This is a genomic window from Pseudarthrobacter cremeus (genome assembly GCF_051857465.1).
Taxonomy (GTDB): domain Bacteria; phylum Actinomycetota; class Actinomycetes; order Actinomycetales; family Micrococcaceae; genus Arthrobacter.
In genome coordinates this window covers 175,859-188,729 of sequence record NZ_JBPZHC010000007.1, presented here as the reverse complement: position 1 = coordinate 188,729, position 12,871 = coordinate 175,859, and the positions used below count along the sequence as shown (strand labels likewise).

Genomic DNA, 12,871 nt, shown 5'->3' with positions numbered 1-12,871 from the left:
ATTTCGGACTCTACGTTAAGCGTATTGCTCCCGCAGAGCCCGGCGGAATCGCCTGACCCGCCACGTCATTTGATCGGGTGGGGCGAAGATTTGTTAAGGTGTGTTAAATGAGTCAACACACCGCCAGCCGCCGGTCTTCCCGCATGCCGTGGAAGTGGTTTGCGGTTGCCGCAGCCGGAGGCGTTCCCGTGGGGCTCCTCTAGTGGCTGCTGGCCCCGGGCGGGCTGAACCTGCTCACCCGTGATCCTGCCTTTGCAGGCGGAACCAATCCGGAGGCGTGGCTGCCCCGGGACCTCACCCTGGCAGGCCTCCTGGTGTTCGCCGGATGCCTGGTGGCCGTGCTGCTGACGGACAAGGGCGGCCGCGCTGCGCAGGTGGCCTTCCTCCTCAGCCTGGCCGGCGGCCTCGCCGGCGCGGTTGTGGCGTGGCAGACCGGTATGCTCGCAGCCCGGCTTTGGGGCGGGCCTGCCGACACCTCCGTCAATGCCAGCGTGGGCTTTTCCCTCCGGTCCCTCTCAGTCCTGCTCCTCTGGCCGGCTGCGACGGCCGCGTCCGTCTTCGTGTTGAGCCTGCTGAACCTTCTCCGCAGGGGCACGGAGGGTGCAGGCTCGCCGTTAACGGGAGGCACCGCGCCGGGTGCGTAAAATGGACCGGTGACCATTACTCCTGAATTTCCAGTGCCTGCCCCTGCCACGGCGCTCAGTTTCCGTACAGTCGATCTTCGGGGGCGGGACCTGACGCTGGCCGGTTTGCGGGCGGCAGTTCCCCGCGCGCAGCACCAGACGGTGGCGGACGCGGAGCAGAAGGTGCTGGACATCATCGGGGCGGTCCGCACCCGGGGCTTCGCGGCCCTCAGTGAACTCGCACTGACGTTTGACGGTGTTCAGCAGCACCACCCGCGGGTCCCGGCCGACGCTTTGGCCAGTGCCTTGGCGAACCTGGATCCTGCGGTCCGCAGTGCCCTGGAGGAATCGATCAGCCGCGCCCGGCGGTTCGCCGATGGACAGCGGCCCCGGAATCTCGACGTCGAGCTTGGGGATGGCGCCCTGGTGAGCCAGAACTGGGTTCCGGTAGCACGCGTGGGCCTCTATGTCCCCGGGGGCCTGGCGGTCTACCCGTCGTCGGTGATCATGAACGTGGTTCCTGCCCTTGCCGCGGGTGTGGAATCCATCGCCCTCGCATCGCCGCCGCAGAAAGACTTCGGCGGACTCCCGCACCCCACCATCCTGGCGGCGGCCGCCCTGCTCGGCATCGACGAGGTCTACGCCATCGGTGGCGCACAGGCCATCGCCGCCTTCGCCTACGGTGTCCAGGCCAGTGACGCGGGACCGGCGCTGGAGCCCGTTGATGTCGTCACGGGTCCGGGAAACATCTTCGTGGCCACGGCGAAACGCCTCGTCAAAGGCGTGGTGGGCATCGACTCCGAGGCAGGCACCACGGAAATCGCCATTCTGGCCGATGCCTCCGCCCAGCCCGCCCTGGTGGCCGCCGACCTGATCAGCCAGGCCGAACACGATCCGAAAGCCGCGTCGGTGCTCATCACCGATTCCGAGGACCTCGCCGCCGCTGTCATCGTGGAACTGGACCGGCAATCGGCCGCCACCCGGCACGCTGACCGGGTTCGCGAGGCTCTCTCCGGCCCCCAGTCCGGTGTTGTCCTGGTGGAGGATCTGGAGCATGGCATCGCAGCCTGTGACGCCTACGCCGCTGAACACCTCGAAATCATGACGAGGGACGCACCGGCGGTGGCCGCCCGGATCCGGAACGCCGGTGCCATTTTTGTCGGCGACTACAGTCCGGTCAGCCTGGGGGATTACTGTGCGGGCTCCAACCACGTGCTGCCCACCAGCGGGACCGCCGCGTTTTCCTCCGGACTGAACGTCACCACGTTCCTGCGTGCAATCCAGGTGGTGAACTACAGCAAGGCTGCGCTGCAGGAGGTCAGCGGCCACATCGTGAGCCTCTCCGGCGCCGAGGACCTGCCGGCCCACGGCGAAGCGGTCGCCGCACGGTTCCAGCAGAAGAGCTGACCGGCGTCCGGACTGCCGGAAACCGGCAACGCCACTACATGTAGTAATTACAGGCTTGTTATTCCGCTATATGTAGTCGTAGACTGATAGACGGCCAGAAGAAACAACAGGGAGGGGACATCATGTACTGTCCGTTCTGTCGTAATCCGGACTCCCGTGTTGTGGACAGCCGCATGGCCGACGACGGCTCGGCCATCCGGCGTCGTCGTCAGTGCCCGGAATGCGGCCGCAGGTTCACCACGGTGGAGACGACCAGCCTCTCGGTCATCAAACGTTCCGGCGTCGGCGAGCCGTTCAGCCGGAGCAAAGTCATCAACGGCGTGCGCAAAGCCTGCCAGGGACGCCCCGTCAGCGAAGATGACCTGGCGCTCCTTGCCCAGGAGGTTGAGGAGCAGATCCGCGCCTCCGGGGCAGCGGAAATTGACGCGCACGAGGTGGGGCTGATCATTCTGGGGCCGCTGCAGAAACTGGACCAGGTGGCCTATCTGCGCTTCGCCAGCGTCTACCAGGCGTTCGAGTCGCTTGAGGACTTCGAAACGGCCATCGCCCTGCTCCGCCACGAGTCAGCCGAAGAGGCCACGAAGGAAACCGTCAAGGGCACCAAGAGCTCCGAGAAGACCCCCCTGTAAGACTTCCGGTGGCGGCAGCGGAGGGGAAGCCGCTGCCGCCACCGGCATCCACGTTTTATTTGGTCAGCTTGTGCTTCACGGCAATTTCGACGGCGGCGCCGACAATTCCGGCCTCATTCTTCAGCTTGGCAGGCACAATGGGGGTGCGCAGCCTGAGATTGGGCAGGTATTCGTCCGCCCGCTTGGAGATGCCGCCGCCCACGATGAAGAGTTCCGGGGAGAAGAGGAACTCCACGTGGGAGAAGTAGCGCTGCAGCAGGACGCTGTACTCGTCCCAGCTGAGCCCGTCCCGCTCCCGTGCCACCGCCGAGGCCTTGCTTTCGGCGTCAAAGCCGTCAATTTCAAGATGGCCCAGCTCAGCGTTGGGGACCAGACGGCCGTCGAAGATAAAGGCGGAACCGATTCCGGTGCCCAGGGTGATGACCAGGACGGTACCTTCCACGCCGGCTCCGGCGCCGTAGCGTGCCTCAGCCAGCCCGGCGGCGTCGGCGTCGTTGATGACCTCAACAGGCCGGCCCAGCCGGGCGGTCAGCAAACCGTCGATGTCAGTGTTGAGCCAGCTCTTGTCCACGTTGGCCGCCGAATGGACAACGCCATGCTGGATGATGCCGGGGAACGTGACGCCAACCGGTGAGTCGTCGGCCGGCGCCTCCGGGCGGGCAGACAGCTCGGCCACTACCTGGGCCACCACTTCGGCAACAGCTTCGGGAGTGGCGGGCTGGGGCGTCGGCACACGGAACCGCTCACCGAGGAGCTTGCCTTTTTTCAGGTCGACAATGCCGCCCTTGATTCCCGTTCCGCCGATGTCGATTCCGATCAGCGGGGAGTTCTTGTGCGACTTCTCGTCCTTCTTGGCCAATGTTGTTCCGTTCGTGGAAGGGCGTGCTGGCAGCCGGGTGGCTGACCCGCACGGATTTCAGGGCAGGGTGAGGATTTCGGCGCCGGACTCTGTCACCAGCAGGGTGTGCTCGAACTGGGCTGTCCGCTTGTGGTCGCGGGTGACCACCGTCCAGTCGTCCTCCCACATGTCCCATTCAACCGTACCGAGCGTCAGCATGGGTTCGATGGTGAAAACCATGCCTGCCTCGATCACGGTGTTGTAGGCGGGGGCTGCATCGTAGTGCGGGATGATGAGCCCGGTGTGGAAGGCTTCCCCGACGCCGTGTCCGGTGAAGTCCCGCACCACACCGTAGCCGAAACGCTTGGCGTAGGACTGGATGGCGCGTCCGATCACATTGATTTCGCGGCCGGGTGCCACGGCTTTGATGGCCCGGTTGAGTGACTCGCGGGTCCGGTCGACGAGCAGGCGTGACTCTTCATCGACGTTGCCCACCAGGAACGTGTGGTTGGTGTCGCCGTGGACGCCGTTGATGAAGGCGGTGATGTCGATGTTGATGATGTCGCCGTCCTGCACCACGGTGCTGTCCGGGATGCCGTGGCAGATGACTTCGTTCAGGGACGAGCACAGTGACTTGGGAAATCCGCGGTACCCGAGGGTGGACGGGTACGCCTGGTGGTCCAGGAGGAATTCGTGCCCCACCTTGTCCAGCTGGTCGGTGGTCACGCCAGGCTCGATGTGTTTGCCGACCTCGACGATGGCCTGCGCGGCGATCCGGCTTGCGATCCGGATTTTTTCGATGGTCTCGGCCGACTTGATCTCCGAGCCGGTGAACTTGGCCGGGCCGGGCCTGCCCACATATTCCGGGCGGGGGATGGACGCCGGTACGGGGAGCTGCGGGCTGACCGTTCCCCGGGTCAGGGTTCCGGTGGGTGCAGTTGAGGCTAGGGAAGGCATAGATTGATCATATAAGGGACCGCAGAACGCCAAGAAACTTCAGGCCCAACCTGTCCGCATCCGTGTATAAGTTACGCGGATCACAGAAAGGCCGTTGCAGGCCGGAACGAGGAGCACCGATGACGGAGTACTGGTACAACGTGAACACCCACGAGGTGGAAGAGGACGCGATGTCGGATTGGAGCCAGCTGATTGGCCCCTACAAGACCCGGGAGGAAGCTGAGCACGCACTGGAAAAGGTCCGGGCGCGCAACGAGGCCTGGGAAAAGGGCGACGAGGACTAAACAGCGTCACACCACCCGGCCGGGGGAGGCCGTCCTAGAAGGAGTGCTCGGGGCCCGGAAACTGCCCTGAGCGGACTTCGTCGCCGTAAGATTTCGCGGCATCGCTGAGGGTGGTGCGGAGATCGGCATACTGCTTGACGAACTTGGCCATCTTCCCGCCGCGGAGTCCCGCCATGTCCTGCCACACCAGAACCTGGCCTGTTGTGGCGTTGCCGGCACCGATGCCGACCGTCGGCACGTCGACGGCTGCATCGACGGCGGCCGCCGTGTCTGCCGGTACCATTTCCATCAGGACGCAGAAGGCCCCCGCTTCGGCCAGCGCCACGGCGTCGTCTATCAGGCGCTGGGCGTCATCGCCGCGGCCCTGGACACGGTAGCCGCCGAGGGCGTGCTCGCTCTGCGGTGTGAAGCCGATGTGGGCCATCACCGGGACACCGGCCTGGACCATGGCGCGGACGGTTTCGGCATAGTATTTGCCGCCCTCGATCTTGACTGCGTGGGCCAGGCCTTCCTTGAGGAAGCGGACTCCGGTCTCCACACCCTGCTGTGCTGAAACTTCGTAACTGCCGAACGGCAGGTCAGCCACCACCAGCGCCCTCTTGGCGGACCGCGCCACGGCGCGGCAGAGGGGGAGGAGCTCGTCCACTGTGACGGGCAGGCTGGTTTCATTGCCGAAAACATTATTGGAAGCGGAATCGCCGATCAGGAGCACTTCGATGCCGGCCTGATCGAAAATCTCCGCGCTGTACTGCTCATAGGCGGTCAGCATCGCGAACCGCGTGCCGTCCCTCTTGGCTTGCTGCAGGTGGTGGATCCGCACCCTCGCGGCGGGCTTCGCAGGACCTGCCGACGACGGCGCGGGAACCTGTGCAGGGCCGTTTCCGTAAGGGGCGGGTACTTCAGCGGACGCGCTTGAGTCAGGGCTGTTGGTTGTGGCCATGCCAAGAGCGTAGTGCTGTACCGGCGGTCCAAGCTACCTCCGGGCGGCCGGAGCGCCGTGATCCGCGTCATATTTTGAACCGGCCGCGGGGGTCAGTCCGGCCTCAGGCGCTACGGGGCCGCGTCTGGTGGCAGTGTTAACGCTGTGTTACGTGCGGGGCAGGCTCCCGCATTGGAGCCAATTGCTTAGTAAAGTGATGATGAGCTGCTGCCGGCTGCCGCTTCCGCGGACCCGGGGCAAGAACGTTGACCGGAGAAGAGGCCTTCATGGACCGCCAGCAAGAGTTTGTCCTGCGCACTATCGAGGAGCGCGACGTACGGTTCGTACGTCTGTGGTTCACCGACGTCGTAGGTTCGCTCAAGTCTGTGGCACTCGCCCCGGCCGAGGTGGAGGGGGCCTTCGAGGAAGGCCTCGGCTTTGACGGGTCCGCGATCGAGGGCCTGGCCCGGGTCTTTGAATCCGACATGCTGGCACAGCCGGATCCCTCGACCTTCCAGATCCTGCCGTGGCGAGGCGAAACCGAGCAGACATCGCGCATGTTCTGCGACATCCTCACTCCGGACGGCGAACCGTCCGCTGCGGACCCGCGCAACGTGCTCAAGCGCACCCTTGCCAAGGCCGCGGACATGGGCTTCACGTGCTACACGCACCCCGAAATCGAGTTCTACCTGCTCAAATCCCAGGAGCCGGGGCCGGACGGGGCGCCGGTTCCGGTGGACGAGGGCGGCTACTTTGACCACGTGCCCGGCGGCGTGGCCCAGGACTTCCGGCGCACAGCCGTGACCATGCTGGAGTCCGTCGGCATTTCCGTGGAGTTCAGCCACCACGAAGCAGGCCCGGGCCAGAATGAAATCGACCTCCGCTACGCTGACGCCCTGCAGACTGCGGATAACATCATGACGTTCCGGACCGTCATCAAGGAGGTCGCCCTGCAGCAGGGCACCTACGCAACCTTCATGCCCAAACCCTTCACTGCGCACCCGGGGTCCGGCATGCACACCCACTTCTCGCTGTTCGAGGGCGACACCAACGCTTTCTACGAGGCCGGCACCGAGTTCCAGCTGTCCAAGACGGCACGGCAGTTCATTGCCGGAATCCTCAAGCACGCACCCGAGTTCACGGCTGTGACCAACCAGTTCGTCAACTCCTACAAGCGGCTCTGGGGAGGCGGGGAAGCACCCAGCTACCTGAGCTGGGGGCACAACAACCGGTCGGCGCTGGTCCGGGTCCCGCTCTACAAGCCGGGCAAGGGCCAGTCGGCCCGCATCGAATACCGCGGAATCGACTCCGCGGCAAACCCCTACCTCGCGTACGCAGTCCTGCTTGGTGCGGGCCTGAAGGGGATCGAAGAAGGCTATGACCTCCCGGCCGCTGCCGAGGACGACGTCTGGTCACTGAGTTCCGCCGAGCGCCGCGCCATGGGGCATGACCCCCTGCCGGCGAGCCTACACGATGCAATCCGTTCCATGGAGGATTCGGAACTGATGCCGCAGATCCTTGGCGAGCAGGTCTTCGAGCACTTCCTGCGCAACAAGCGTGCCGAATGGCAGGATTACCGGCTCCAGGTCACGCCCTACGAACTGCAGCGCAACCTCGGCATTCTCTAGGCGGCGGCGGTGAGCCTTGCCCGCCGCCTTATCTCGGCCGGCTTCAGTGACCTGGAGAAGGGCGAGCGGTTCCTTGCTGCCGCCGAACTGGACGGACTGGACCCGGACAGGATCTTCGCCGGCCTGGCGATGGCGGCAAACCCGGACACGGCCCTGCAGTCGCTGGTCAGGCTGATTGAAAAACACCCGGCGCTCCGCGAACTGGCTGCCGCTGATCCGGAGGCCAGCGAGCCGCTTTACCGTGTGCTCGGCGCCTCTGAGGCTTTGGGGGAGTTCCTCATCCGCCACCCGGAGCACCTTGCTGCCTTCGAGGTAAAAGCCAGTCCCGAGCCACGCCAGGCGGATCCCGAACAGCTTCGCGCTGCCCTGCTGAATTCCGTCCGGGCAGACCCGGGGTCGTCCCGGCCGGTGGCGGGGATGACCGGTGCTGAAGCATATGCTGCGCTGCGAACGGCCTACCGACGCGGGGTGGTGGACCTTGCGGTCAAGGACCTCTGCGCCGTTGACCCGCTGGATTTCATGCCCGCCGTCGGGGCGGAACTCGCGGACCTGGCCGGTGCCGCAATCGAGGCGGCGCTGGCTGTGTCGCGGGCTGAGGCGGCTGACCAGTTCACCGCGGAGGAGGTGGCCGGCGTCGGCCTGGCGGTCATCGGAATGGGCAAATGCGGAGCGCGCGAGCTGAACTACATTTCCGACGTCGACGTCATTTACGTGATGGACGCAGGGGACCTGGACGATGCCCGTGCCAGTACGGTGGGAACTGCCCTGGCCACAGGCATCTCGCGTGCCATCTTCTCGGTGGCGCGGGAGCCTGGCCTCTGGGAAGTGGATGCCAACCTCCGGCCGGAGGGCAAATCGGGCCCCCTGGTCCGCACCCTGGCATCCCACGAAAGCTACTACGCCCGCTGGGCCGAAAGCTGGGAGTTCCAGGCCCTGCTCAAAGCCCGCACCATCGCCGGAGACACGGAGCTTGGTGAGCGCTACGAAAAAGCGGTGGCGCCCCTGATCTGGAGTTCGGCCGGCCGCGAGGGATTCGTCGAGTCGGTGCAGGCCATGCGCCGCCGGGTGACCGAACATATTCCGGCCGCTGAAGAACAGCGGCAGATCAAGCTCGGCCGGGGCGGCCTCCGCGACGTCGAATTTACCGTCCAGCTGCTTCAGCTGGTGCACGGCAAATCGGACGAATCGCTCCGCCGCCGCGACACCACCTCGGCCATTGCAGCACTGTCCGCCGGCGGCTACATTGGCCGGGCGGACGCCGCTGCTTTCGACCATGCGTACCGGTACCTGCGGCTCCTCGAGCATCGGATCCAGCTGTTCCAGCTCCGCCGGACCCATTTGATGCCTGTCAACGAACCGGCCCTGCGCGCCCTTGCCAAGGCAGTCCTGGGCCCCTTCTCCAACGACCGGCCGCCCGCTGACGCGCTGCTGGCGGCCTGGCAGAAGACCAAACGGTCCGTCCGTGAGCTGCACGAACGCATCTTCTACCGGCCGCTGCTCAATACAGCGGCAAAGCTCAGCAGCGAGGACGCCAGGCTGACGCCGGAGGCTGCCCAGGGCCGCCTCGCCGCCCTCGGCTACGGAGACCCGCGCGGGGCGATGAGGCACATCGAGGCGCTCACCGCGGGCGTCAGCCGGCGGGCCGCCCTGCAGCGCCAGCTGCTGCCCATCCTCCTGGACTGGCTCGCCGAAGGTGTGGACCCCGACGCCGGGCTCCTCGCGTTCCGGCGCGTCAGCGAGGCTTTGGGCACAACCCACTGGTACCTTGGCATGCTCCGCGATTCAACGGCGGCCGCCGAGCGGCTGTGCCATGTGCTCTCCAACTCCCGCCTGATTGCGGACCTCCTGGAGGTGTCACCGGAATCCGTGGCATGGCTGGGCAACGACAAGGACCTTGCGCCGCTTGGCTTCGAGGCACAGTGGCACGAGATCACCTCCAAGATGTCACGGCACTCGGATCCGGAGAGCGCCATGCGGCTGATCCGGCTGATCCGGCGCCGGGAAATCCTGCGGATTGCCATTGCCGATTCCGCCGGGCTGCTGAGCCAGGACCGCGTGGGCGCCGAACTCGCGGACACCGACCGCGCCGCCGTGCTGGGCGCGCTGCGGGTGGCCGAAGGCATGGTCTCCGCCGATGGCCCGCTGAAGACCGCCGTGCTGGTGGTGGCCATGGGACGGCAGGGCGGCCGGGAAATCGGATATGGATCCGACGCGGATGTCATGTACGTCCACCGTGCACTCCCCGGCCACTCGGAGGAAGAGGCTCAGGAACAGGCCCTGAGGATTGTCTCCTTGCTCTCCGGACTGCTGACCCAGCCGCTCAAACCGGCCATCATGGCCGAACGGGTCCTGCAGATGGACGCCGACCTGCGGCCGGAGGGCAAGAACGGCGCCATGGTCCGGTCCCTGGATTCGTTCGCCGAATACTACCGCCGGTGGTCGCTGATCTGGGAGGCGCAGGCGCTGCTTCGGGCCCGGCCGATGGCGGGCAACGACGATCTGGCCCGCGACTTCCTGGCGTTGATTGACCCCATCAGGTACCCCGAATCAATTTCAGATCAGGACGTGCGGGAGGTCCGTCGGGTCAAGGCCCGGGTGGAGGCCGAGCGACTGCCGCGCGGGGCCGATCCCGCCCGTCACCTGAAACTTGGCCGAGGGGGATTGAGCGACGTCGAGTGGCTGGTGCAGCTCCTTCAGCTCCAGCACGCCGGCAAGCACCGCGAATTGCGGACAACGTCGACCGTTGAGGCACTTGATGCTGCGGTTTCCCTGAACCTGGTCGCGGGCGCCGACGCAAAGCTGCTGGCCGACGCCTGGCTGCTCGCCAGCCGGATCCGTTCCGCCAATGTCATCTGGAGCGGCAAAGCGTCGGACCTGCTGCCGTCATCCCGGCGGGACCTGGAGGCAGTGGCACGCTGGTGCGGCTACGAACCGGGCAACGCGGCCGCGCTGGAGGAGGATTACCTTCGCCTGAGCCGGCGTGCCCGTGCTGTTTTCGAGCGGCTCTTCTACGGTCACTAGCAAGGGACCGGCAGGCGCCGGCATCGCACTGGAGACACCCGCAGTGGTCCGGTGCTAACTTGGGGCGATGGCTACCCAAATCTATCTGAACCTGCCCGTCAAGGACCTCAAGCGGTCGGTGGACTTTTTCACGGCCCTCGGTTTCTCCTTCAACCCGGACTACACGGATGAGAATGCCACCTGCATGATCATCAACGACAACGCCTTCGTCATGCTCCTGGTGGAAAACTTCTTCAAGACAACCACGTCCAAGGACCTGGTGGATGCCACCCGTGCGACCGAGGCCATCACAGCGTTCTCCGTGGACAGCAGAGAAGCCGTGGACGAGACAGTGCGCAAAGCCCTTGCCGCGGGCGGCAGGCCCTCACAGGAGGTCCAGGATTACGGCTTCATGTACAACCACAGCTTCCAGGACCCGGACGGGCATCTGTGGGAGGTCCTGTGGATGGACCCGGCAGGCCCGCCAGCCGAAGACGGGCCGCCCGCAGCCAACGAGGGCCGCTGACCTGAAAGACTCCCTTGCCTCTGTTTGGCTGATTGCCCTTGACGATCTCGACGCCGATTCCCTCGCCATCCAGCTCGGTGAAGTTGCCGGCCTGGAACTGGCACCGGGCCAAAGCACTTTTGTGGGGGACCCGCTCCGCATGGCCCTGACCGGGCTCGCCGAGGAATCGCGGTTTCCCTACGTCATTGAGGCCGACGGTTACGCCGTCGGTGTTCTCACGCTGCAGGCCGGCGCCGCGGACCTTGCCGGCTGGCCGGACGGGAACTCCGCGTGGCTGCTGCGGGGCTTCCTCATTGACCGCCGGCACCAGGGCAAAGGACTCGGGCCGCTGGCCGCGGCGTCCGCCGTCGGTACCGCCGCGAAACTTACCGCGAAGCTGCATACGGCAGAAACCGGCGTCGTGCTGTCCGTCAACGAGGGAAACCCCGCAGGGCTGTCCGCGTACCGGCGTGCGGGCTTCGAGGACCGCGGACAATACCTGGGCGGCGGTTCCGGACCCCAGCGGACCATGTACCGGAGCTTCGCAGGATAACTTCCTGCCACACCGCGCATCTTCGTTTACGGCGCACCGAAGGTTCATTTGCCTGCGGGCCGGCATTGGCAGATCATGTGGATTGGCGGTGTTCTCATACCTTGTTGGGGGGAAGGCCTGAACAGTCTTCGTCTCGGGGGCACACGTCAGGGGGCCGGCTCTTGGTCTCAGCACGTCTGGAGCCGGCCCCCACCTCAAACACAAAAAAGTCCGCCCGGCCGGCAGCATGGCTGCACGGGCGGGCGGACTCTTGAAGGACTGAAACCTGCTCAGCCCCGGGATGTGCTAGACGCCGTAGTAGAGCTCGAACTAAACAATACTGATTGGTCCTTGTTGGGCACCGTTGAAATCCGCGAGATTCCGGGAGTTCTGGCGTTGGTTGTGACGGTCGAAAACTGGCGCGTTTGGACCCTCTTGCGGACTTTTTGCGGACTTAGCTCTATCTGATAGAGGCCAGGACCAGCATGTTCACCCTCATCACGTCATGGGAAATCTGTTCCAACGCGAGGGTATCCCCATTTTCATGAGCAATGATCCGGGCTCCATCTCGACCCCCGAGTGTCCACCAGATCAGCTTGTCCCGATTCTTGATCACGGTCCGTATGAGACCGTCGCCGCAAACCACAACATCCCCTCGCTGCAGGTTCGCTCCGTACTGGTATTCTGCCATCGATTTCATATCCCCCTACTAGGCCTGCCCGTGGCAGGGTGCCCCTGCCTTTGCACGGTTAGTCTATGCGGCGGGGGCAGCATTCGTGCTGCAAATACGCACCTTGAATACCCCCAATGTCACGTGGATTTCGCAGGGTCAAACACATGCTATCTTCGGTCTTTTCGGGACTTTTGAGGATTGGATGGATCACTCTTGGACAACATCGACCATGCGACCGACGAAACAGATTTGCGGCAACCTGCCCCCCGCGTCTACACCGTCAACCAGCTCGCCGACATCCTCCAGATCGACCCCCGCGCCGTCCGCACCAAAGCCAAGGCAGGGACCTGGCCGCACCTCGACCTCGGCCCCAAAACAATCCGCTTCACCGACAACCACCTCAACACCATCCTTGCTAGTGCTGAAGCAACCCCGCCACCAGAGCGTCCCGCGCGCCGCCGGACACGAAGGCCGTCCTTGTGACAAGCAGTCTGCGCATACGAAGAACAGCGGCGCTGCGCACCCCCACGCAAAGGCTCGACATCAAACTCAGTAACGCCGCGATCTTCGGCGAGATCATGCGGGCGCGCGGCTACACCGTGAGGACCCTCACCGAATCCGTGGGGCACGTCCTCATCCGCAAACGCTCCAAAGCCCGGATCAGCAAATCGACCATCGGGCATCTGCGATCGGGCGCTCGCAGTACCGTCAACCAAGACGTGGCCATGGCAATCGCGGAACTGTTCGGACTTCCGGCCAACGCCCTCTTCACCCCCAAGGACAGCAAGAGGCCCCGGGGCATGGGGGATGCCTCGGGGCCTCTCTATATAGCTGCTACCTCACACATGGGGGCATGTGGCAAGGTGCTTTGAACAA

At 65.0% G+C, this 12,871-nt stretch carries 13 protein-coding genes; 10 read left to right on the top strand and 3 right to left on the bottom strand.

The genetic code is table 11. The annotated features are described in order from the left end of the window. The first annotated feature begins 314 nt into the window (after nucleotides 1-314). From ACS5PJ_RS14575 to nrdR, 3 genes are all read left to right on the top strand, one after another. On the top strand, nucleotides 315-644 hold the full coding sequence (locus tag ACS5PJ_RS14575) for a hypothetical protein (RefSeq protein WP_439435582.1): 330 nt from the start codon (nucleotides 315-317) through the stop codon (nucleotides 642-644). A gap of 9 nt (nucleotides 645-653) precedes the next feature. Continuing rightward, on the top strand, nucleotides 654-2,030 hold the full coding sequence (hisD, locus tag ACS5PJ_RS14570; RefSeq protein WP_439435581.1) for a histidinol dehydrogenase: 1,377 nt from the start codon (nucleotides 654-656) through the stop codon (nucleotides 2,028-2,030). A gap of 122 nt (nucleotides 2,031-2,152) precedes the next feature. Further along, the gene (gene nrdR / locus ACS5PJ_RS14565) at nucleotides 2,153-2,659 is read left to right on the top strand and encodes a transcriptional regulator NrdR (RefSeq protein ID WP_439435580.1); all 507 of its coding nucleotides are present in this window, start codon (nucleotides 2,153-2,155) and stop codon (nucleotides 2,657-2,659) included. A 55-nt stretch (nucleotides 2,660-2,714) separates the two neighbouring features. On the opposite strand, the gene ppgK is transcribed toward nrdR, so the two are convergent. Both ppgK and map read right to left on the bottom strand, forming a co-directional pair. Next, a complete protein-coding gene (gene ppgK / locus ACS5PJ_RS14560; protein WP_439435579.1) occupies nucleotides 2,715-3,518 on the bottom strand; it encodes a polyphosphate--glucose phosphotransferase in 804 nt (267 codons plus the stop codon). Nucleotides 3,519-3,575: 57 nt separating this feature from the next. Beyond that, nucleotides 3,576-4,454 carry a type I methionyl aminopeptidase gene (gene map, locus ACS5PJ_RS14555; protein ID WP_439435578.1) on the bottom strand — a complete coding sequence of 293 codons (879 nt, stop codon included), beginning with the start codon at nucleotides 4,452-4,454 and terminating at the stop codon, nucleotides 3,576-3,578. A gap of 119 nt (nucleotides 4,455-4,573) precedes the next feature. Between map and ACS5PJ_RS14550 the strand changes: the two genes are divergently transcribed. Next, on the top strand, nucleotides 4,574-4,738 hold the full coding sequence (locus ACS5PJ_RS14550) for an SPOR domain-containing protein (RefSeq protein WP_439435577.1): 165 nt from the start codon (nucleotides 4,574-4,576) through the stop codon (nucleotides 4,736-4,738). A 34-nt stretch (nucleotides 4,739-4,772) separates the two neighbouring features. Here the strand turns inward: ACS5PJ_RS14550 and panB are convergent, their stop codons facing one another. Further along, nucleotides 4,773-5,678, bottom strand: coding sequence for a 3-methyl-2-oxobutanoate hydroxymethyltransferase (gene panB, locus ACS5PJ_RS14545; RefSeq protein ID WP_439435576.1), 906 nt, complete (start codon nucleotides 5,676-5,678; stop codon nucleotides 4,773-4,775). 266 nt (nucleotides 5,679-5,944) lie between these two features. On the opposite strand from panB, the gene glnA reads away from it, so the two are divergent. From glnA to ACS5PJ_RS14515, 6 genes are all read left to right on the top strand, one after another. Further along, nucleotides 5,945-7,285, top strand: coding sequence for a type I glutamate--ammonia ligase (gene glnA, locus ACS5PJ_RS14540; protein WP_439435575.1), 1,341 nt, complete (start codon nucleotides 5,945-5,947; stop codon nucleotides 7,283-7,285). Nucleotides 7,286-7,294: 9 nt separating this feature from the next. After that, entirely contained in the window at nucleotides 7,295-10,306 is a 3,012-nt protein-coding gene (locus tag ACS5PJ_RS14535; protein WP_439435574.1) for a bifunctional [glutamine synthetase] adenylyltransferase/[glutamine synthetase]-adenylyl-L-tyrosine phosphorylase, read from the top strand. Between the two features lie 67 nt (nucleotides 10,307-10,373). After that, nucleotides 10,374-10,811, top strand: a complete 438-nt coding sequence (locus ACS5PJ_RS14530; protein WP_439435573.1) for a VOC family protein — start codon at nucleotides 10,374-10,376, stop codon at nucleotides 10,809-10,811. Between the two features lies 1 nt (nucleotide 10,812). Continuing rightward, nucleotides 10,813-11,343, top strand: coding sequence for a GNAT family N-acetyltransferase (locus ACS5PJ_RS14525; protein ID WP_439435652.1), 531 nt, complete (start codon nucleotides 10,813-10,815; stop codon nucleotides 11,341-11,343). 865 nt (nucleotides 11,344-12,208) lie between these two features. Continuing rightward, nucleotides 12,209-12,478, top strand: coding sequence for a hypothetical protein (locus tag ACS5PJ_RS14520; RefSeq protein WP_439435572.1), 270 nt, complete (start codon nucleotides 12,209-12,211; stop codon nucleotides 12,476-12,478). After that, on the top strand, nucleotides 12,475-12,867 hold the full coding sequence (locus ACS5PJ_RS14515; RefSeq protein WP_439435571.1) for a hypothetical protein: 393 nt from the start codon (nucleotides 12,475-12,477) through the stop codon (nucleotides 12,865-12,867). Before ACS5PJ_RS14520 ends, ACS5PJ_RS14515 begins: the two co-directional genes overlap by 4 nt. The last annotated feature ends 4 nt before the right edge of the window (nucleotides 12,868-12,871 follow it).

Bases quoted from the DNA above. Each gene is read 5' to 3' on its own strand.
- nrdR (WP_439435580.1), top strand. From the start codon at position 2,153: ATGTACTGTCCGTTCTGTCGTAATCCGGACTCCCGTGTTGTGGACAGC.
- map (WP_439435578.1), bottom strand. From the start codon at position 4,454: ATGCCTTCCCTAGCCTCAACTGCACCCACCGGAACCCTGACCCGGGGA.
- ACS5PJ_RS14550 (WP_439435577.1), top strand. From the start codon at position 4,574: ATGACGGAGTACTGGTACAACGTGAACACCCACGAGGTGGAAGAGGAC.
- panB (WP_439435576.1), bottom strand. From the start codon at position 5,678: ATGGCCACAACCAACAGCCCTGACTCAAGCGCGTCCGCTGAAGTACCC.
- glnA (WP_439435575.1), top strand. From the start codon at position 5,945: ATGGACCGCCAGCAAGAGTTTGTCCTGCGCACTATCGAGGAGCGCGAC.
- ACS5PJ_RS14530 (WP_439435573.1), top strand. From the start codon at position 10,374: ATGGCTACCCAAATCTATCTGAACCTGCCCGTCAAGGACCTCAAGCGG.